The 19,411-nt window shown below is 70.2% G+C and carries 17 protein-coding genes; 7 read left to right on the forward strand and 10 right to left on the reverse strand.

The window, feature by feature from the left end; genetic code table 11:
- Window positions 1-65: 65 nt before the first annotated feature.
- Window positions 66-1,274 carry a hypothetical protein gene (locus BW41_RS09130; protein WP_152542224.1) on the reverse strand — a complete coding sequence of 403 codons (1,209 nt, stop codon included), beginning with the start codon at window positions 1,272-1,274 and terminating at the stop codon, window positions 66-68.
- A 183-nt stretch (window positions 1,275-1,457) separates the two neighbouring features.
- Here BW41_RS09130 and BW41_RS09125 point away from each other — a divergent pair, with 183 nt between their 5' ends.
- Window positions 1,458-1,739 carry a hypothetical protein gene (locus tag BW41_RS09125; protein ID WP_037533794.1) on the forward strand — a complete coding sequence of 94 codons (282 nt, stop codon included), beginning with the start codon at window positions 1,458-1,460 and terminating at the stop codon, window positions 1,737-1,739.
- Window positions 1,740-1,849: 110 nt separating this feature from the next.
- Window positions 1,850-2,371 carry a hypothetical protein gene (locus BW41_RS09120; protein WP_152542225.1) on the forward strand — a complete coding sequence of 174 codons (522 nt, stop codon included), beginning with the start codon at window positions 1,850-1,852 and terminating at the stop codon, window positions 2,369-2,371.
- Window positions 2,372-2,381: 10 nt separating this feature from the next.
- Here the strand turns inward: BW41_RS09120 and BW41_RS21945 are convergent, their stop codons facing one another.
- Window positions 2,382-2,516, reverse strand: a complete 135-nt coding sequence (locus tag BW41_RS21945; protein ID WP_268747110.1) for a hypothetical protein — start codon at window positions 2,514-2,516, stop codon at window positions 2,382-2,384.
- A 275-nt stretch (window positions 2,517-2,791) separates the two neighbouring features.
- Between BW41_RS21945 and BW41_RS09110 the strand changes: the two genes are divergently transcribed.
- Entirely contained in the window at window positions 2,792-3,616 is an 825-nt protein-coding gene (locus tag BW41_RS09110) for a 23S rRNA (adenine(2030)-N(6))-methyltransferase RlmJ (protein WP_037533800.1), read from the forward strand.
- A gap of 56 nt (window positions 3,617-3,672) precedes the next feature.
- On the opposite strand, the gene BW41_RS09105 is transcribed toward BW41_RS09110, so the two are convergent.
- From BW41_RS09105 to BW41_RS09090, 4 genes are all read right to left on the reverse strand, one after another.
- A complete protein-coding gene (locus tag BW41_RS09105) occupies window positions 3,673-4,866 on the reverse strand; it encodes a TonB-dependent receptor domain-containing protein (RefSeq protein WP_037533802.1) in 1,194 nt (397 codons plus the stop codon).
- Window positions 4,867-5,004: 138 nt separating this feature from the next.
- Window positions 5,005-6,096 (reverse strand): hypothetical protein, encoded by a 1,092-nt coding sequence (locus BW41_RS09100; protein WP_037533804.1) that lies wholly within the window; start codon window positions 6,094-6,096, stop codon window positions 5,005-5,007.
- A 42-nt stretch (window positions 6,097-6,138) separates the two neighbouring features.
- Window positions 6,139-6,534 carry a TonB-dependent receptor plug domain-containing protein gene (locus BW41_RS09095; RefSeq protein ID WP_037533805.1) on the reverse strand — a complete coding sequence of 132 codons (396 nt, stop codon included), beginning with the start codon at window positions 6,532-6,534 and terminating at the stop codon, window positions 6,139-6,141.
- Between the two features lie 50 nt (window positions 6,535-6,584).
- Window positions 6,585-7,130 carry a hypothetical protein gene (locus BW41_RS09090; RefSeq protein WP_037533807.1) on the reverse strand — a complete coding sequence of 182 codons (546 nt, stop codon included), beginning with the start codon at window positions 7,128-7,130 and terminating at the stop codon, window positions 6,585-6,587.
- A 473-nt stretch (window positions 7,131-7,603) separates the two neighbouring features.
- On the opposite strand from BW41_RS09090, the gene BW41_RS09085 reads away from it, so the two are divergent.
- From BW41_RS09085 to BW41_RS09075, 3 genes are all read left to right on the forward strand, one after another.
- Window positions 7,604-9,469 (forward strand): methyl-accepting chemotaxis protein, encoded by a 1,866-nt coding sequence (locus tag BW41_RS09085; protein ID WP_081793001.1) that lies wholly within the window; start codon window positions 7,604-7,606, stop codon window positions 9,467-9,469.
- Window positions 9,470-9,857: 388 nt separating this feature from the next.
- A complete protein-coding gene (locus tag BW41_RS09080; RefSeq protein ID WP_037533809.1) occupies window positions 9,858-10,097 on the forward strand; it encodes a helix-turn-helix transcriptional regulator in 240 nt (79 codons plus the stop codon).
- On the forward strand, window positions 10,094-10,609 hold the full coding sequence (locus tag BW41_RS09075) for a hypothetical protein (protein WP_037533811.1): 516 nt from the start codon (window positions 10,094-10,096) through the stop codon (window positions 10,607-10,609). The genes BW41_RS09080 and BW41_RS09075 overlap by 4 nt, the downstream gene beginning before the upstream one ends.
- Before the next feature lie 54 nt (window positions 10,610-10,663).
- Here BW41_RS09075 and BW41_RS09070 read toward each other — a convergent pair whose 3' ends face one another.
- Window positions 10,664-11,158: a nucleoside deaminase gene (locus BW41_RS09070; protein WP_037533813.1), complete on the reverse strand. Its 495-nt coding sequence runs from the start codon at window positions 11,156-11,158 to the stop codon at window positions 10,664-10,666.
- 271 nt (window positions 11,159-11,429) lie between these two features.
- Between BW41_RS09070 and BW41_RS09065 the strand changes: the two genes are divergently transcribed.
- Window positions 11,430-12,896 carry an aminotransferase class I/II-fold pyridoxal phosphate-dependent enzyme gene (locus BW41_RS09065; protein ID WP_037533814.1) on the forward strand — a complete coding sequence of 489 codons (1,467 nt, stop codon included), beginning with the start codon at window positions 11,430-11,432 and terminating at the stop codon, window positions 12,894-12,896.
- Between the two features lie 7 nt (window positions 12,897-12,903).
- Here BW41_RS09065 and BW41_RS09060 read toward each other — a convergent pair whose 3' ends face one another.
- From BW41_RS09060 to BW41_RS09050, 3 genes are read right to left on the reverse strand one after another with little or no spacing between them, the layout of a single operon-like run.
- Window positions 12,904-14,388 (reverse strand): tryptophan halogenase family protein, encoded by a 1,485-nt coding sequence (locus BW41_RS09060; RefSeq protein ID WP_037533815.1) that lies wholly within the window; start codon window positions 14,386-14,388, stop codon window positions 12,904-12,906.
- A 38-nt stretch (window positions 14,389-14,426) separates the two neighbouring features.
- Window positions 14,427-16,481: a hypothetical protein gene (locus BW41_RS09055; protein ID WP_235199708.1), complete on the reverse strand. Its 2,055-nt coding sequence runs from the start codon at window positions 16,479-16,481 to the stop codon at window positions 14,427-14,429.
- Window positions 16,478-19,354, reverse strand: a complete 2,877-nt coding sequence (locus BW41_RS09050) for a TonB-dependent receptor domain-containing protein (RefSeq protein ID WP_037533816.1) — start codon at window positions 19,352-19,354, stop codon at window positions 16,478-16,480. The genes BW41_RS09055 and BW41_RS09050 overlap by 4 nt, the downstream gene beginning before the upstream one ends.
- Window positions 19,355-19,411 lie beyond the last annotated feature (57 nt).

A 19,411-nucleotide genomic window follows, 5' to 3' on the forward strand; every position in this document is an offset into this window, starting at 1 on the left:
ACCGTCCCCCGGGGCGGAAGGTCGCCGCCCGACATGCACAAGCTGCGACGGCGAGGAACGTTGCGCTATCGCGTGCCGATCAGCGACGATGGCGTCAGCTCCGGTGCGACGACGACGAGGTCATAGCGGTGCACCGCGTCACGCCACGCCGGGCTTGGCAGCGGGGAGGCGGTCGTGCGCAGGCGCCGCAGGTCGATCAGCGTCCAATCGCCTGTCCGGGTGTCGGCAGCGGAGGGCAGCGCCGGCGCCAGCCATGCGTAATCGGCATCGTCGGTCAGCACGAAAGGCTGGTGGCGGACCTGCCGGCCGACGCCCCCGTAGAGCGCGCGGACGCCGCGCGCGCCATAGACGGCGATATGGAGCGCACCGACGCCCTCTTCCCTGGCGTGTTCGGCGACGAAATCGCCGAGGTCGCGTTGCCCGAGCTCATTGATGCCCTTGCCCATATGGACGGCGCCGAATTTGAACAGCAGCCGGGGCGGCCGCGGCCGGGCGGCGAGATAGCGGAGCAGCGTCCGCTGCATCAGCCGCGCACGCCGGAAATTGGAGGCGCGGCCGTCCTCTTCCTGCCCCAGGTAGATGGCACGCGTCTCGCACAGCGCGTCGAACAGCGCCGCGACGTGCGCGCCCCCGTCGTGCAGGATCGCCGCATCGGTCTCGGCGAGTTGCCGGTCGTCGACATGATAGAGGAACAGGTCACCGGCCGCGCCGCTCGCGATGGCCCGGCGCGTCGCGGCACGGTCGGCAGCGGCGAGCCGCGCGATCGCCGCGCGTGCGATCGGCCCCGGCCGTGCCGCGCGCATCTGCTCGAACAGATAGCCCGGCGCGCCGAGAAACTCCTGGTCGAGGCCCCAGAGCTGAAAGTCCGGCCCGGCGAGCGCGGCGCAGGCGGCGGCCATATCGCTTTCGTCGCGGCCATTCTGGAAGGCGAAGGCATCGGGATGCGCGGTGAGGACGGCAGCGAGACGCGCGAGGCGATCGCCGCGCCGCAAATGGGCGTCGACCAGCCGCGCCGCTTCCGGCCCGATCTCGACCGCAAGCGCGTCGAGGCCGTCCGGCACCATCAGCCGACAGATGCCGAGGGTGAAGGCGGGGATCTCACGCGACAGATGATCCTCGCCGATCAGCACGTAGCGCGCGCTGCTAATCGCCTCGGCCAGGATCGCCGCCCCCGCGCCGTGCAGCCCCGCCGCATCGACCCGCAGCGTGGCGCGCGCCGCGTCCAGACCGACTGGTACCGCGTCCTCCTGCGCCGGGCCGGACGGGATCGTCACCGGCTGCATCCTCCCTCTGATGGCCTGCATGTGCTATATTCGTGTAACACACCGGTCAAGTCATGGGCGGGCGGATTTGCGCCACCCCGCCGGCGCGACGGCGGATTGCGGCAAATGGTTGCTGGCGCTTTAACGATGCGGGCGAGGGGGCTACAGGCAAGGAGCGGCAGACGGAGAGGCCCCTTGAACGACGAATTCGCCGAAGCCGTGGCCGGGATGCTGGCAGCCCAGGGGTTCGTGCTCGAAAACCTCTATGCGCTGCTGCTCGCCGGTGACCCCGATCCGGTCGCCGCCTGCCACGCCACCGCGCAGCATATGTTGCGGGACTTCGGCAGTCTCCGGCCGACCGGCGTCCAGACGATGAGCCACGCCGAGATCGAGCGGATCCGCCAGCATGCGCTCGACCGGCTGACCCGATTCTGGAACGGCGTCGAACGCCGGCTGACCGACCTGCCGCAGGACTGACCACGCGCGCCTCTCCGGCGCGTGCGACCGGCGGCGCTCCGGACCAAAGCCGATACGGATGATGGACAAAAGGGGTACGGGACGGGTAGCGCGCGCCGATGGCAGCGTTGATGTTCCTCCTGATCGCGATCCTTCTGGCCTTCGTCGGCGGCAACGGGCCGGGCTGGCTGGTCGCGATCGTCGTCACCGCGACCGCGGCGGGGATCACCCTGCCGGATCTCGACAGCCGCCTGCGGCTCGGGCACCGCAGCGCGCTGCTGCACGGCATCCTGCCCCCGGCGCTGGCGCTGCTCGATCAGCGGACCTGGGGGATCGCCGCGGGGCTCGGCTTCGGGATCGGCTGTCATCTCGTCGCCGATCTGTTTCCCGGCCGGATGCGCGGCTTAGCGACGATCAAGCTGCCGCTCTGGGGCGCGATCGGCGCGGGCTGGTCGTATCTGTGGATCATCGCCAATGCCGCGGGGACGTTGCTGGGCGGCCTGGTCGTGCTGCGCCGCATCGCCGACGGACGTGCGATGGCCGGCGCGCTGGCCGGTGCCGGCATCGTCGGCGTCGCCTATCTGCTGCGCGCGGAGGGCGGCTGGCGGGCGCTGCTGATGCTCGCGCTGCTCGGCTGGCTGGCGACCCGCTAGCCGCCGCGGCTCACTCGCCGGCGCGCGACTGGTCGCGCCAGTCCTTGCCGTAGTTGAGGACATGTTCGCGCGCCGCGCGCGTGTTCGACTTGGACGCCAGCCCCAGCGCACCGATGACGCCGCTCGTGATCAGAACCAAAGCCATGTCGTCTTCTTTCCACTCGCCCGCCGGGACCAGCGCCGCTGCGGCGCCCGTCTTCCCGTCGGCATCCCCGGGTCCTACCCGCATCGGGCCGGTCCGGTCCAACGCAGAGTCGCGATGGCTGTCATCGAATTCCTGCGTGACGCCGGCGCCCGGCGCCGCGCGCCCGCTGGCGGCGCAAGGGCGTTGAAGCCGGCCGCGCGACTTTCTACGGGCAACTATCCTTTCGGCCGCTGCGCCCCCGGCGGCACGACAGAGGTGGAGGATATCGGGTCGCCGTGAATTATCGTCATTCCTTCCACGCCGGCAACAGCGCCGATGTCGTCAAGCACAGCCTGCTGATCGCGCTGGTCCGCGCGCTGCAGCTCAAGCCGGGGGCGCTGACGCTGATCGACACCCATGCCGGCTGCGGCCTGTACAATCTCGCCGGCGACGCGGCGCAGCGCACCGGCGAGGCAACGCAGGGCGTGCTGCGCGCGCTCGCCGCGGCGGACCCGTTGCTCGACGCGTATCGCGCCGTCGTCCAGGCGGTGAACGATACGGCCGAGCCGCGCTTCTATCCCGGTTCGCCAAGGCTGCTCGCGCAGCTGCTGCGACCGCAGGACGTGCTGATCCTCAACGAGAAACATCCCGAGGACGCCGAGACGCTGCGCCGCGTGATGCGCGACATCGCGGCGGTGCACCGGCGCGACGCCTATGAATTCTGGCTGGCGATGCTGCCGACGCGCACGCCGCGCGGCCTGGTGGTGGTCGATCCGCCCTATGAGCAGACCGACGAGCGCGAGCGGATCACCGCGACGCTCGCCGCGGCGCAGCGCAAATGGGCGCATGGCGTGACGATGATCTGGTTTCCGCTCAAGGACCGCGCGACGCATGCGCGCTGGACGGCGCAGCTGCGCCGGCTCGGCCTTCCCAAGCTGCTGCACGTCGCGCACTGGCTGTACGACGCGGAACAGCCCGGCCTCTACAACGGCGCGGGACTGTTCATCGTCAACCCGCCCTATGCCTTCACCCAGCCGCTGCCGCCGCTGCTCGCGGCACTGCGCGCGGCGCTTGCGCCGGACGGGCACGACGGCACGCTCACCGCGGAATGGCTGGGGTGAGCGCATTCCCCGCGCCCAGCGCCCCGCCGCGGCGAGCCCGCCGGCGGGGTGTGTCGTCAGAAGCGCAGCCGCGCGCCGGCGTTGACGCGGCGATAGGTCAGGCTGCGGTTGATGAAGCGCGATTCCACGCCGCCATAGATCAGGCTGTCGGCGTCGGTCAGGTTGGTGATGTCGGCGAACAGCTGCAACGTCGGGTTGGAATTGTAGCGCAGCGCGACGTCGACTTGGCCGTAGGCGGCGTGGATCTGGTCGACGCCGGGGCCGCCCCAGTCGCACGCCATCGTCCAGCGCGAACGCCAATTGTACGACACGCGCGCCTCGAGCCGGCTATTGTCGTAGAAGCCGCTGGCATTGTACGCATCGGGCGAGATGCGGGTGAAGCCGCAGGCGCCCGGCTGATCGAGCAGGCGCGGCCGGACATGCGTGTAATTGGCACTCGTGCCGAAGCCGGACAGCCAGCCGAACCGCGCGTCGAGCGTATATTGCGCCGTCACCTCCACGCCGTCGACGCGCCCGAGCGACTGGTTCACCGTCTGGGTGACGAAGACGCGCTCGAGCGCGATCGGCAAACTCGCCGCGATGGTACGCGACTGGAAGAGGTTGGTGAGCTCTTTGCGGAAGCCGGCGACCGAGAGGTAGCTGACCTTCGACAGATACCATTCGAGCGACAGGTCGTAATGGGTCGCGAACTGGGGTTTCAGTGCCGGATTGCCGAGGCCGAGCGTCAGCCGCCCCGGCTCCCCGCCCCAATATTGGCCATAGCGCAGATCGTTGAGATCGGCGCGGGTCAGCGCGCGGCCGATCGCGCCGCGCAGCATCAGGTCGCCGGTGAGGTCCAGCGCGGCATTGGCCGAGGGCAGCATGGCGGTGTAATGCGCATCCTGCGCCTGCGGGCCGGCGGGCGTATAGCTGAACACGTATTGGGTGCCGCTCGGCGGCAGCGTGATCGCGCTCACCGTCGATCCATAGCCGTGCGACACCGTGTCGACATGGACGATCCGCACGCCGACATTGCCCGACAAGGCCCCGTGCGCCAGCGTCGCGTCGACGAAGCCCGCCGCGACGCGTTCGCGCGTCGAGAAGCTCGCGCCGGGATCGAAGACGAGCGCGAGCGGGCCGCCGGGGATCTGCAGATCGGACTGGATCAGCGTGCAATTGCCGGTACAGCGCGTGGTGCTATCGGCACCCGTCGTCGGCAGATAGCTGGCGCTATACTGGCCGCGGCGGTTGAGCCGGTCGGGGCGCGACATCCAGGCGATCAGCGTGCGCGGATCGTAACCGAAGAACTGGCGGCTCGGTGGCTCGGCGGCTGCACCGCGCCGCGCAGGAAGTCGCGCCCCAGCGTCATCGGCCGCAGCAGCGCCGGATCGACCGGGAAGGTCAGCGTGTCATAGGGATCGGACCGTGAACTGACGTTGTCCTGCCCCCTTGCTGCAATCCTGGTAATCGGCGCCGAGGCTGATCCCGGTCAGCCCGCTCGTACCATGGTGCCAGCGGCCGACGAGCTGCGCCTCGGTCAGCCTGTCGTCGACCGTCTGGCCCCAATTGCCCGCATAGCCGAAGCGGATCCGGGCGGGGTCGGTGAACATCGTGTCGCTGGTCGCGATCTGCGGACTGGCGTGGGCGAGCGCATAGCTGACGTCGTTGGCGGCGTAATTGCCGATCAGCACATAGGGATCGAAGCGCTTGTCGCCCTTGGCGCGGCCGCGCGACAGATCGGCGGTGACGGTGATCGTCGCGGCGGGCCGCCACAGCGCATTGACGCCGACGTCATAGCTTTCGGCGAGCCGGTCGCGCGCGCGGATCACCGACAGCTTCTGCGGCTGCGCCACCGTTCGCCCGGCAAGCACCGCGGCGACCGCAGGCGATTGCAGGAACGCCTGACCCGGATAGGTGCCGGCAGTGACGATGCCCTGCCGGTCGACGACCGGGTTGATGATCGTATTGCCGAAGACGAGGTTGACGATCGAATCGTCGATCCGCTGGTCGAGCCGCGTGTAGAAGCCGTCGACGCTGAGCGTCAGCGACGCCGCGGGCTTGTACTGGATCGCGATGCTGCCGAACGTCCGCTTGGTGCCGCCGCCATAGGTGCCGTAGCTCGCCTGGCGCGGTCCCGCGAGCCGCTCGGTCGTCGCCACCGGCGCGGTGGCGGAGCCGCGGATGACGTTGAAGTCGGCATCGTCCCACTGGCTGATGCGCGCGTAATCGCCCGATGCGCGCATGTCGACGTAGGAGCCGGCGACGAGCATGCCGAACGTCTGCGCCGGATTGACCCAGGCATAGAGGCCGCTGACATTGGGGCGGACGTTATGGACGCGCTCGGCGAGCATGCCGCTGACCGACAGCGCGCCATAGGTCTTGCCGATGGTCAGCGGGCGCGGCGTCAGGATGTCGACGGTGGCGCCGATGCCGCCTTCGGTCAGGCCGGGCAGCATCGTCTTGTTGACGTCGATCCGCGCGATCATGTCGGCGGGCAGCACGTCGAAGTTGAAGCTGCGTCCGCGGCCGCCGCCATCCGCCGACTAGGCGCCGGTGTCCGAGGGCAGGGTGCGGCCGTTGAGCAGCACGTTGGTGAAGTCCGGGCCGAGTCCGCGCGCCGCGATCTGCTGGCCGAGGCCGAGGCCGGAGTCGCGCACCACCTGTACCCCGGGTACGCGTTGCAGCGATTCGGCGATGTTGGTCTCCGGGAATTTGCCGGCATCCTCGACGGAGATGCTGTCGATGACGTTGGCGGCCCGCCGCTTGGCCGACAGTGCCGAGGCGAGGCTGGCGCGGATGCCGGTGACGATGATGTCGTGCGTGCCGCCGTCGTCCTGCGCCGGCGTCGCCGCGCCGGCCGCGGGCTGCTGCGCCACCGCCGTCGCCGGCGCGAGCGTCGATGCGCCCGCCAGCAACGTCCACCATGGCATCGTCTTCATGTCCGTCTCCCTTCTGTGTTGATTGTGTGCTCGGACCGCCGTGCGGCGGGTCAGACCTGGATGCGCACCGGCGCGCCGCGCTGGCCGAAGCCGATCGGCTGCACCGCGATGGTCGCCGCGCCGGTCCCCGCCGGCAGCGCGGTCGGGGTGTAGAAGGCGCTGCCGTCGATCCGCCCGATCCAGTCGCGGCGGCCGTCGTCGGTGTGGCGGACGATGTCGTACCGCCACGAGGCGATCCGTGGGGCAAGCGGCACGGTCGAGCGGACATAGACCGCATCGCCGTCGCGGTCCGGCGCATAGGCCATCAACCGTTGGAAAGCGTCGCCCGGCTGGGGCAGCAGCGGCAGCACAGGGGCGACCGCAGCGGTCGCCGCGCTGATCGCCGGCTCGGCTGCGGCGGCATGGGCCGTCGCGGTGGCATCGCTGCTGTCCGGCGCATTGCGCTCACCACATCCCGCCAGCATCGCACCGATCGACGCTGCGGACAGCAAGCTGAGGCCGTCGACGACCAATTGCCGGCGCGAGGGCGCCGCGGAGTCGCCCGGTGCGGCGACCGGATCCGCCTCGTTCGGCACCGGCGATTGCAGTTGATCCATCCGTCCCCTCCCGCCGGTCGTTGCCGGGCTGTGCGATGACGCGTCGTCGGATCGGCTCCGCCACCTGTATGGGGAGATCATAGAGAAAGTTCGGACCACATCGCGCAATGGTCATAAAATGGTTACATGGGTCGCGCTTCTCCAAATGGATCAGACACTTGTCGTCGCCTTCGGAGAGGCGGCGTCCGTCTTGCCAAGGACTTGCATGCAGCACGGGCTGTCGATCGTGGGATCGCTGCGGACCGGTTGGCGGTGCCATGCCGACCAATCCCGCTTCCGCCGCATATCGCCGGCAGCGCCCGGATGCGACGTGACGCCGCTACAATGAGCGCAGGTGATCGGCGGAAGGCAGACGGCATGCGGACGACGAGCGGTATCGGGGGCATGGCGAGGGCCGGGGTCGGTCGTCAGGATACCGCTACGATGCGCTCCGGCGCGCCGCGCCGGCACGCCCCGGTGACGGGGGCAGGCGCGTGACCGCGTTCACCAATCTGTCGATCGCCAGGAAGCTGATCGTCTGTTTCGCGATCCTGCTCGCGGTCGTGATCGGCACCGAGGTCGTGATCTATGGCCGGTCCAACGTGGTCAAGGCGTCGATCGCGCATAACGTCCACAGCGATGCGGTGCTGGTCACGCTCGGTCGGGTGAGCGGGGAGATCGTCAGCCAGCAATCCGCCTTCCGCGGCTATCTGCTGGCGGGCGATGCGTCGTTCCTCGACACCTACCGGCAGCGCGGGCGCGACTTTGCCGCCGCGCTGGACGAGGCGCGCCGGCTGCTGGCGGACAATCCGCGGCAGGAGGCGCGGCTCGACCAGGTCCGGCGGCTCGCCGACGACTGGCACGATCATGTCGTCGAGCCCGCGATCGGCCGGATGGCCGACGGGCAGACGATCGATGCGGTGCGGCGGATCACGCTGCAAAGCCCGGGCCGTGCGCTCATGGACCGGCTCAACGCCGAATTCGACGCCATCCAGGCCGAGGAGAACCGGCTGCAGGTGATGCGCCGGGCCGAGCAGGCGGCGGCGATGACCACCATCGTGCGGGTGCGGATGATCTGCTCGATCCTCGTCATCCTGATCGCGATCGCCGCGGCGGTCGGCATGAGCCGGACGATCGCCGATCCGGTGCGCGCGGTCGCCGACCAGCTCGGCACGCTCGTCACCCCCGTCGCGGTCGCGCGCCGCGACGAGGTCGGCCGGATGCAGGGCAGCGCGCAGGCGGTCGAGGCGGCGTTCCGCGACGTGTCGCGGGTGATCGCCGCGATCGCCGCGGGCGATCTGTCGGCGACGCTCGAACGCGATTACGGCGGCCTCGGCAGCGAACTCGACCAGTCGCTCGCGCTGATGGTGCAGCGGCTCAACACCGTCGTCGGCGGCACGCACGGCACCGCGCACCAGGTCGCCGCAATCGGCCAGCATCTGGCGTCCTCCGCCGATCAGATGAGCCAGGGCGTCACCGAACAGGCCGCGGCGGCCGAACAGGCCTCCGCCGCGATGGAGGAGATGGCCGCCAACATCAAACAGAATGCCGACAATGCGCGCACCACCGAGACGATCGCGCGCCAGTCGGTCGAGGCGGCGGAGCGCAGCGGCGCGGCGGTGAGCCATGCCGTCACCGCGATGCGCACGATCACCGACAAGATCGGCTTCGTCCAGGAACTGGCGCGGCAGACCGATCTGCTCGCGCTCAACGCCGCGGTCGAGGCGGCGCGCGCGGGCGATCACGGCCGGGGCTTCGCCGTCGTCGCCGCGGAGGTGCGCAAGCTCGCCGAACGCAGCCAGGCCGCCGCGGCGGACATCTCGGCGGTGTCGGGCGATACGGTCGGCGCGGCGGCCGAGGCGGGGACGATGCTGACGCGACTGGTGCCCGAGATCCGCCGCACCGCCGAACTGATCGCCGAGATCAGCGCCGCCTGTCGCGAACAGGATGTCGGCGCCGGTCAGGTCAGCGAGGCGATCCAGCAGCTCGACGCGGTGACGCAGCAGAATGCCGCCGCGTCGGAGGCGATCGGCACGACCGCCGCGACGCTCGCCGATCAGGCGCTCGCCCTGCAGCGCGGCATCGCCTTCTTCCGCACCACCGCCGCGGCGTCCAATGCGGCGTCCGGCGCCGGCGCGGATGCCGCCCGGCCGCGGCCCGCGGTGGCGACGCCGCGCGCCGCACCGCGGCCGACGCCGCCCGCCGCACCGCAGCCGCCGGCGCTGCGCGGCGTCCGCACCGCCCGGCTGCTGACGCCGCAGCCGGGCCAGAAGGCGAACACGCCGCAGGTCCGCGGCTTCGCGCTCGACCTCACCGTCGGCGACGCCGATCCCGAGGATGCGGAATTCGAACGGATGTGAGGTGCGGCGGGTCGGCAGGGCGGGTCGCTCGGGGTGGTCGCTGATAGCGGCGGAACGACGGCGGGCGCGTGACGACGGACGCTGCGGGCGGCCGCGTTCTGGCTCGGGGCGCGCTCGCTGAGGAGTGAAGCCGAAGCGGTGGTGCCAGACGGGCGAGCGCATCCGAGCGCATCAAACGCCGCCACGTCGGGAGTGGGCGTCAAGCCACCATCCGGACCGAACGCTCCACTTCCGCCCGGACCCGCCCCCTTCCCCCATCGTGCGCTAACCCGCAGCGGCGTTCGCCAGCGCTTTCTCTTCGATGACACAGACTGATAAGCGATTGACTTTGCCGCCAAACCGTTGTGTAAACACAACGATCCGGGTGGTAAGGGGTACGAGCGAACAGATGTACAACAGGATCGCCGTCTTCCGTGCCGAACATGGGCTGTCGCGCCGGCAGCTTGCCCAGGCCGTGGACGTCAATCCCCAGACGATCGGCTATCTCGAGCGCGGCGACTATAAGCCGAGCCTCGAATTGGCGCTCAAGGTCGCCGCGGTGTTCCACGTTCCCGTGGAGCTAATCTTTTCGCTCACCCCGTTCGAAGCAATAGGCACCAGCCTCCGGCGAATGGGAGTCGAACAATGAGCGACCGGCAGCACCGTTTCCTGGCCTGGCTCGATCGGTCGGTGATGTGGACCGGCGTGCCGGCCATGGCGGCGGGCACGCAGCGCAAGCGGCATCTGCGCTGGCCGCCCGTGGTGGCGCTGGTCCTGGCGAGTGGAGGATTGATCTGGTGCGTCACAAATCCGGCGCACGATGTCTGGATCGGCTCGGTACTCATCATCGTCGGCTTCTCTATCGCCAATCTCATGCCGATCTGGGGCCCACTGCGCCGCTTCAGCGAACGGGCGGACGAATTCGAGCGCCAGCAACGGCGCGACTCCCTTCTGGTCGGATTGACGACCGTGGCTCTGGCGGGGTTCGTCGGCATATGGCTCGCCGTCAGCCTCATGGCGATGCAGATCTGGTCGGCCGCAGTCGCCCAGCAGGAACTGATCTCATTCGCTTTCTATATGATGGCGCTCTTCGGTGCCGTACCGACGCTTCACGCAAGCTGGCACACGCGACCGCTCGCCGACGAGGATGAGCGCTGCTAGTGACGGCACGACGGGGGGACGCCGATCGGCCCCCCGCCGCCAATCGGCCACGCCTCACAGATTCGCCTGTTCCGCCTTCGGCAGGTCGGCGTCGGGGCCGTAATAGAGCGTCGCGCAGTCCGCGGCGAGGCAGCCGCCCTCGATCGTGATGTCGTCGCGATAGGCGTCGGCGATGAAGGACAGGGTGTCGACGTGCCGCGCCTCGAAATACATCGGATGGACGTCGTCGCGGCCGGCGCCGTAGACGACGCGGCCGACCTTCGACCAGATCGATGCCATCGTGCACATGCCGCACGGCTGCAACGTCGAATAGAGCGTCGCGCCGCGCAGTTCGAGATCGCCGATGCCTTCGCAGGCGCGGCGGATCGCCATCATCTCGGCATGCGCGGTGGCGTCGGGCAGTTCGTGCGTCTGGTTGCGCTCCGCCGCGATCACCACGCCGTCGCGCACGATCACGCAGCCGAGCGGCGAGGTCGACGGGTGCGAGCCCTTGGAGCGGGCGACCGCGATCGCCTCGCGCATCCAGGCTTCGTCCTCTTGGCTGATCATGGCGCTCCCCGGATGGCATGGCCGCCGCGCCGCGCCCGCGGCGACGCGAGCGGGCCGCGACCGGCACGGCGGGAGAACGAGGCGTCGCGACCGGCGTTCCGCCAACGGCGATGCGTCTTGATCCGGCTCAACCAGAAAAAGCTGCACTAGATCAGTATCCTATGTGGCTGATCGGCGGAATCGCGCGTTGCACCCGCATCGAAACCTCCCCGGGCGCTGACCTCCTCACCCACCGCCAGCGATGCGCCGCGGCTCTAGCGGATATGCGACGATGGATCAGCAGCAGGCCCCCTTGCTCGAGGCGCTGAAGCAGCTCGAGCGACATCCCATCCACGGCTTCGGCGCGCCCGGCCATCATCAGGGCGTCGCCGTGCCGAAGGAGGCGAAGGCGCTGCTCGGTGCCCGGCTGTTCGCGGCGGATGTCATCACGCCCAAGGGGCTCGACGACCGGACCGAGGGCGCACACGTCCTGCAACGCGCGCACGAGCTCGCCGCGGAGGCGTGGCAGGCGGATTTCTGCCGCTTCGTCACCGGCGGCTCGACGCAGAGCCTGCATACCGCGCTCGCCGCGATCGCGCGGCCCGGCGACACCATGCTGTTCGCCGCCAACGTCCACAAGGCCGAGCGGGCGCATGCGCTCGCGGCGGGGCTCCATGCGGAGATCGTCCCCGTCCTGATCGATCCGCAATGGGATATCGAACATGGCGTCACGGCCGCCGATCTGCGCCGGGCGCTCGACGATCATCCGGCGGCCAAGGCGGTCGTCGTCGTCTCGCCGACCTATTATGGCGTGACCAGCGATATCGCGGCGCTCGCCGATCTGTGCCACGGGCGTGGCATCCCGCTGATCTGCGATGCCGCCTGGGGCGGCGCCTTCGCCTTTTGCGAGGCGCTGCCGGACGATCCGCTGACCAAGGGCGCGGATATCGCCGTCTATAGCCTGCACAAGACGATGGGCGCGCTGACGCAGGGGTCGGCGCTGCTCGCCAAGGGCGGGATCGTCGATCTCCAGCGGCTGTGGCTCGCCTATGAGCTGTTCGAGACGACCAGCCCGTCGGTGCCGATCCTTGCCAGTCTCGATGCGGTGCGCCGCGAGCATGCCACCAACGGCGAGGCGCTGTGGACGCCGGTCCTCGCGCTCGCCGACCGGCTGCGCGCGCAGCTCGCCGCGATCGACGGGCTGCGCGTCTTCACCGATGCCGACGTGCCGATCGACAGCGCGCTGGATGCGACCAAGGTGCTGATCGACGTCTCCGCCTGGGGCGTCACCGGCTATGCGCTCGACGACTGGCTGGTGGCGCGGCATCGGGTCAGCGTCGGCCTGTCCGATGCGCGGCATCTGCTCGCGGTGCTGTCGCTCGGCACGACGGCGCGCGACGTCCGCGCGCTGGTCAAGGGCCTGCGCGACGCCGCCAGGCAGATCGCGGCCGGGACCAGCGGCCTGCCGCCGGCGCCGGCGCAGCTGCCCGCGATCGGCACGCTGTCGGTGACGATGCAGGACGATCCCGCCGCGGCCTTCTTCGGCGCGACCGAGCTGGTGCCGATCGAGGCGGCGGCCGGGCGGGTCGCGGCGGAGATGATCGCGCCCGCGCCGCCCGGCGTGCCGCGGCTGGTGCCGGGTCAGCGGATCGAGCCGGCGCATGTCGCCTGGCTCGTCGCGCAGCGCGACGCGGGCGCCTTCTTCCTCGACCCGATCGATCCGAACCAGCGCCGGCTGCGCGTCGTCGCAACCGGCTGAGCGGGCGCTAGCGGCCGGCGCCGATCGGCGGCAGCGTCGCGGCGGTCCGCGCGATCTCGGCGCGCACGGCGGCGAGGCCGGCGAGAGTGTCGTCGCGGCTCTGCGCGCCGATCAGCGGATTATAGTCGCCGGCGCGCTCGCCCTGGCCGTCGAGCACGGCGAACCAGCTCGCCTCGCGGAACAGTTCGTCGCTCGTCAGCACGATCCGGCCCGAGCTGCGGAAATGGTCGAGCCGCTCGGCGAGCGTGTCGGGGATCGCCATCGTCTGGCGTTCGCGCCACATCGGCTCGGTGCGGCCCTGCGTCGCGCGATAATGGAGGATGAGGAAGTCGCGGATATCGTGCGTGTCCTGCGCGAAGACGCGGTTGAACTGCCGCGCCAGCAGCGGCGAACAATCGGCGGCGGGGAAGAGCGACAGCAATTTGGCGATGCCGCTCTGGATGAGATGGATGCTGGTCGATTCGAGCGGTTCGAGAAAGCCCGAGGCGAGGCCGATCGCGACGACATTGCCGCGCCACGCCTGCCGGCGGAGCCCCGGCGTGAAGCGGATCAGCCGCGGCTCGGCGGTCGCCGGCCCGTCCATCCCGGCGAGCAGCGACGCGCGCGCCGCCTCCTCGTCCTGGAAGCGGCTGGCGAAGACATAGCCGTTGCCGACGCGATGCTGGAGCGGGATGCGCCAGCGCCAGCCCGCCTCCGCCGCGGTGGCGCGGGTGAAGGGGGTGGGCCGCAGTTCGGGCGCGCTCGGCGCCGCCCAGGCGCGGTCGCAGGGCAGCCAGTGCGACCAGTCGTCATAGCCGACGCCGAGCGTCTCGCCGATCAGCAGCGCGCGCAGCCCCGAACAGTCGATGAACAGGTCGCCGGCGACGACCCGCCCGTCGTCGAGCGTCAGCGCCTCGACGAAGCCGCTGTCGCCATGGCGGCGGACGTGCGCGACCGTCCCGGCGATCCGCTGCGTGCCGCCGCGCTCGGCGAGGCCGCGCAGGTAACGCGCATAGAGGCCGGCGTCGAAATGATAGGCATAGCCCAGGGTCGACAACAGCGAGCGCCGGTCGGCGACGGGCCGCGCGAAGCGGCCGGCGCGGGCGATCTGCGCGGTGAGCGAATAGGCTTCGGTCGCGGCGGTATCGCCCTCGGCGCGGCCGCGGATCAGGCGGTGGAGGAACATCGCGCCGTCACCCGCCGGGCCGAACGTGCCGAAGGGATGGAAATAGCGGCTGCCCGCGCCGGTCCAGCCGACGAACTCGATGCCGAGCTTCACCGTCGCCTTGGTCTCGGCCATGAACCGCGCCTCGTCGAGGCCGATGATCTGGTTGAACCAGTGGATGGTCGGGATCGTCGCCTCGCCGACGCCGATCGTGCCGATCGCCTCGGATTCGACCAGGGTGACCGCCACGCCTTGCCCCGCCAGCGCGCGCGACAGCGCCGCGGCGGTCATCCAGCCGGCGGTGCCGCCGCCCAGGATCACGATGCGGCGGATGCGCGGTGCGGTCATGACCTCAGCCTAATCCACCTCTCGAAGCAGCGCGAGCCTCACCCGGAGGTGCAGCGCGCGCCATCCGCCGGCCGGCGCAAAGCGAGATAGACGGTGCTCCACAATTGCGCGGCGTTGGATTCGTCGACGTCCGCGCCCGCCGCGCCGAACGGCACGACCTGATAGCGCCCCCCGGCATAGCGCCACGACCAGAGCTCCGAACTCTGCACCGCCCGCGTCGCCTCGATCCCGTCCCACAGGCACGCCTGCGCCTGCGCCAGCGCCGCGCGCGTCGGCGCCGACAGGTCGCGCCGGTCGAGCTGGCGGGCGAGGCCGGCGGCGACCAGCGCCTGCTGCCAGCTCCACACGACGGTACCGTGATAGGCGTTGGCCGAGAAGCGCCGCTGGATCGCCGCGCCGGCGAAGGCGGGGTTGGCGACGAGCATCCCCGCGCCGGTGCGCAGCCCGGCGGGGAAGGGGCGGGCGAAGGTCGCCGCCATCACCTGCAACGCCGCTTCGGCCGGCCGGTCGAACAGCAAGGCGAAACCGGGGTCGCTGTTCTGCACCGGGATCGGCCGGCCGGCGGCATCGAGCGCGATCGCCGGGAAGCGCAGCCCGGCGGCGGGGATCGCCTGCACCGCCGGCGCATCGGGCACGCCGATCGCGCGGGCATAATCCGTCACCTGCCGACGGGCGGTGTCCGCGGGCAGCGTCACGTCGAACAGCGACGGCGCCTGCGCGCGCCATGCCGCGGCGATCCGCGCGGCCTGGGCGAAGGGCGCGGCATCGCCCGCGGCGAGATAGGGTCGCAGCAGCCCGCTCGCCTGCAACGCCACCGCCGCGTCGAGCGCCGCGGGGACGAGCACCGCATTGACGTCATAGGGAATGCGCCCGCCGGCGAGCCCGTCGTTGCTGTCGCGCCATTCGCCGGCATCCATCCCCGGCTTGAGCGCGATCAGTCGCGACGGCACCGGATCGCGCGCGAAGGGCGCCGCCCGGGCGAGGACGAAGCGCAGGTTGCGGACCAGCCGCGCCCCCGCCGTCTCGCCGTCGACGCGCTGCGCCAGATAGGCCGCCGCCCGCGTGCGCCCGCGCGGATCGTCGAGCAGCCAGGCACGGGCGACCGGCGCCAGCATATAGTCGCTGTCGACCATGTTGTAATTGTACACCGGCGCAGCGGAGGAACTGCCGTCGCTCTTGCGGTGATCGAGGATCGCGAATTCGCCGATATCCTCCTCATGCGCCACCTCGCCCTCGCGCGAGAGGCGGGCGAGCACCGAGGTCAGCCCGGTCTCGACCGCCTGCGGTTGCAGCGCCGGCATCAGCAGCCGCACCGACATCAGGGTGTCGCGCCCGAAATAGGTGTCGAAGCGCCACGAGCCGGCGAGGAACTTCTCGCGATAGCTGAGGAAGGTCAGCGCGTCGCGTGCGCCCGCGTCGGGCTGCGCATGCGCATTGAGCAGATCGTCGCCGCCCCGCGGGGTGAGCGGCGTCTCGCCGGTCAGCGCGGTGACGGCGAGGCGGATGACGCCGTCCGCGCCCGCGAGGATCGCGCCATCGGCGATGCGCCCGCCGACGACGGTCATCGCAAGATCATAGCCCGCCGCGCCGTCGAGCCGGTCGCGCGACCAGTGGATGGCGTTGCCGGTGGTGGCGGCGGTGGTCAGCACCTCGGCCGGCGCCTTGCCGAGCGCCTGATAGTCGCGGATCACGCGGATGCTCGACAGCACCGCCTGCTGCGGCACCAGCCTGGCGGCGGGGATCGCGACGGTGAAGCGCACGCCGTGCAGCGGGCGGCCGCGCGCGTCCGCCTGCGTCACCGGCTGCGGCTGCCCGGCCAGCGTCCATTGCGCCGCGCCGGCGAGCGGCGCGAACCAGAGCGCGACGCCGCTATTGCCCGCCGGGAAGGCGACGAGCAGCCGTGGCACCTTCCCCGATCGCAGCACGACATGCGCCGCGACCGGCCCCGATCGCACGAAACTGTTGAGGTTGAGCCCCTCGCGCACGCCATACTGCTGCACCGGCGTCGCGCCGGTCAGCGCCACCGCCGCGGCGGCGACGAGCGGCGCGCGCCGCACCGTCGCCAGCCACCGCGCACCCGTCCGCGCGCTCACAGCTTGAGCGTCGCGCTCATCAGCGCATTGCGACCGACGATCGCGCGGCCGTAGAAATAGCCATCGGTGATCGTCTGCGTCTGCCCCTGGCGCGGATTGCCCTCGGTGAAGCCCTTGGCGTTGGTCAGGTTGTCGACGCTGAACGTCAGGTTGAGGCGCGGACTGACGTCGACGCTCGCGCCGACGGTGAAGACGCTGTACGCCGGCAGCGCGATGCCGTTGCCGCTGTCGGCGAAGATCTTGCCGACATATTTCCAGCGGCCGTAGATCTCGCCGAGCCCGCCCGGCAGGATGAACGACGGTGTCACCGTCAGCAGCTTCTTGGGCGTGCGTTCGGGGGTATTGCCCTCATATTGCGTCTGCGCGACCCCGTCGAAGCGCAGGTTGCTGAGCTTGGGGTCCTGATAGACGCCCTGCGCATCGATGCTGAAGAAGCTGACCGGGCGCAGCGTCGCATCGACCTGCACGCCGTTGGTGAAATTGTCGGCGAGCGCGTTGCTCGCCACCGCCGGATTGTCGGGGTTGATGAACTGATAGGATTGGTCGCGGAATTCGGTGCGGAAGCCGATCACCGAGGCGTTGAACATCCGCGACTTGAACCGCACGCCGCCTTCGTAGAGCGTCAGGCCGGTCGGTTTGTGCGTGCCGCCGGTATCGCCCCCGTTGGTCTGGAAGCCGTGCGCGCCGCGGACGTAGAGCGCGATATGATCGGTCAGCTCGTAATTGATGCCGCCGGTATAGGCCCAGTCGGAATAATTGGCGCTCTGCCGCGTATAGGTGCCGTCGAAGGTGCTGCCGACATTGTCGTAGAGACCGGGCGTGCCGGCGGGGACGAGCGCGTTGGTCGTGGCGGTGTTGCCGATCGCGACGCGGACGTGCTGATGCTCGTAGCGCGCGCCGAAGTCGATGTGCAGCCGGTCGCCGATGGTCAGTTCGTCGTTGAAATAGCCCGACAGCGATGTCACCTCGTCGTTGAACAGGCCCTGGCCCCAATTGCCGTAATTGACCAGGCCGTTGTTGGTCAGCGCGCCGAGCACGCCGCCCGAGGCATCGAGCGCGACCATGTCATAGACGTTGGAATCGTTGCGCACGTCGTTGAGCACGGTGGCGACCGCCGACTGGTCGTTGCGCCGGCGAACGTTGTAGACCATGCCGCCGACGGTCAGCGAGTTCTGGAAGCCGCCGCTGCCCGCATCCCATTTCGCGCCGAAGTCGCTGCCGAAGTCCTTGGTGGTCAGCGTCTGGTGGTTGAGCACCGTCTGCTGGAGCAGGCCGTTGCCGTTGAGCGCGTTGAGCGTCGCGGTGTCGGACGCGGCGATCACCTGCCCGGTGCGGATGTTGCGCAGGCCATATTGCGCGACCGTCGGGAAGCGGATCTGCGCGACCTGGAAATAGGTCAGCGTCGTGCCGTTGAGCGGGGTCAGCCCGGCGAGCGGCGAATTGGCCGGCGTCAGGTAATTGAGCGCGGAGGTCAGCCCCGCGGTGCCCGATCCGCTGCCCGGGAAGATGCCGTTGAAATCGTACGATCCGTCGAGATAGCGCGCGCGCCCGAACAGCCGCACGCTCGAGCTGACCGGCAGCTCGACGTCAACCCGGTAGGTGGTCGACTTGACGTGGACGCCGTCCGCCGAGCTGAACCGGCGCAGCGACTGGCCGGTCGCCGGCGCGTCGGGGACGAGGAACTGGGTGAAGCCGCGCCCGCCGACATCGTCGCGCTTGAGGTCGAGGCCGGGGACGCTGCTGATCGTGCCGTCGCTGGCGACGCGGAACGGCATGTCGGCATAATAAGGGAAATGCTTGTCGCCGTGCTTGACCGTCAGGCGGAACAGGCCGCCGCTGTCGAACTTCTTCTCCAGCATCGCCTTGACGTCATAGGCGTTGAAGGTGAACGGCGTGCGCCGGACGCCCTTCTGCGAGGTGATATAGCCGCCGACGTTGAACGCCCAGCCGTCGGCGATCGGCGCGGAGAAATAGCCGTCGGCGCGCAGGTCGCCATAGCTCGCGCCGGTATAGCGGACCATCGCGGTCGCCTTGTCGTGGTCGGGCTTCATGGAGATGAAGTTGATCGTCGCGCCCGCGCCGTTCGGCGCCAGCACGCCCGAGGTGCCGCCCTCGACCGCTTCCAGCCGGTTGATCGTGATGTCGTTCTGGAAATAGAAATCGGCGCCGCTGCCGCCGTAGAGGATCGGCATGCCGTCCTCCTCCAGCGTGATGAACTGCTGGCTGCCGCCGCGCAGGCCGCGGACCGAATAATTGTTCGAGATCGGCCCGGCGGTGCCCTCGACGAACACGCCCGGCACCAGCTCGAGCGTCTCGGCGGTCGAGCGCGGCGCCTTGCGCAGCAGGTCCGCGGCGCTCGCCAGCGTGACGTTGGACGAGGAGTTGAACAAGGTGCGCCGGTCCGAGGTGTTGCCGGTGACGATGATGTCGTTCTGCGGGCTGTCGGCCGCCGCATCGGTGTCGGCGGGGTCGGCCTGCGGCGTCGCGTCGGTCGCGGTCGCCGGCGCCGTGTCCTGCTGCGGCGCATAGGCGATGGTGTGCGCCACGCCCGGCCTGCTCGCGGCGATCACCGCGGTGCGCCCGTCGAACGACACCAGCCGCAGCCGCGTCGTGCCGATCAGCCGGCGCAGCCCGTCCTCGATCGGGAGCTGTCCCTTGACCGCGGCGACGGTCTCGCCGCGGGTGACGTCGCTCGGCGCGAGGATCTGGATGCCCGCCTGTTGCGCGAAGCGGACGAGGCCGGTCGCGGCCGGCTGGCGCGGCACGTTGAAGCTCCGCACGCCGGTCTGCGCCGCGGCGGCGGGCGTCGCAAACCCGGCGGCGATCGCGACGACCGATACGAGCGGCAGACTCAAAAACTGGCTGTTGCGCATCACACACCCCTCCTGAACGTTTTTTCGATGCGCTTCATCCGGCGCTGATCGTAGGAT

The organism is Sphingomonas sp. RIT328, from assembly GCF_000632225.1.
Lineage (GTDB): Bacteria > Pseudomonadota > Alphaproteobacteria > Sphingomonadales > Sphingomonadaceae > Sphingomonas > Sphingomonas kyungheensis.

What these genes read in the sequence shown, in the direction of transcription:
- BW41_RS09120 (WP_152542225.1), top strand. Translation starts at nt 1,850, where the DNA reads ATGTTCCTCCTGATCGCGATCCTTCTGGCCTTCGTCGGCGGCAACGGG.
- BW41_RS21945 (WP_268747110.1), bottom strand. Translation starts at nt 2,516, where the DNA reads ATGGCTTTGGTTCTGATCACGAGCGGCGTCATCGGTGCGCTGGGGCTG.
- BW41_RS09105 (WP_037533802.1), bottom strand. Translation starts at nt 4,866, where the DNA reads ATGTCGCGCCCCGACCGGCTCAACCGCCGCGGCCAGTATAGCGCCAGC.
- BW41_RS09095 (WP_037533805.1), bottom strand. Translation starts at nt 6,534, where the DNA reads ATGAAGACGATGCCATGGTGGACGTTGCTGGCGGGCGCATCGACGCTC.
- BW41_RS09090 (WP_037533807.1), bottom strand. Translation starts at nt 7,130, where the DNA reads ATGGATCAACTGCAATCGCCGGTGCCGAACGAGGCGGATCCGGTCGCC.
- BW41_RS09080 (WP_037533809.1), top strand. Translation starts at nt 9,858, where the DNA reads ATGTACAACAGGATCGCCGTCTTCCGTGCCGAACATGGGCTGTCGCGC.
- BW41_RS09075 (WP_037533811.1), top strand. Translation starts at nt 10,094, where the DNA reads ATGAGCGACCGGCAGCACCGTTTCCTGGCCTGGCTCGATCGGTCGGTG.
- BW41_RS09070 (WP_037533813.1), bottom strand. Translation starts at nt 11,158, where the DNA reads ATGATCAGCCAAGAGGACGAAGCCTGGATGCGCGAGGCGATCGCGGTC.
- BW41_RS09065 (WP_037533814.1), top strand. Translation starts at nt 11,430, where the DNA reads ATGGATCAGCAGCAGGCCCCCTTGCTCGAGGCGCTGAAGCAGCTCGAG.
- BW41_RS09060 (WP_037533815.1), bottom strand. Translation starts at nt 14,388, where the DNA reads ATGACCGCACCGCGCATCCGCCGCATCGTGATCCTGGGCGGCGGCACC.
- BW41_RS09050 (WP_037533816.1), bottom strand. Translation starts at nt 19,354, where the DNA reads ATGCGCAACAGCCAGTTTTTGAGTCTGCCGCTCGTATCGGTCGTCGCG.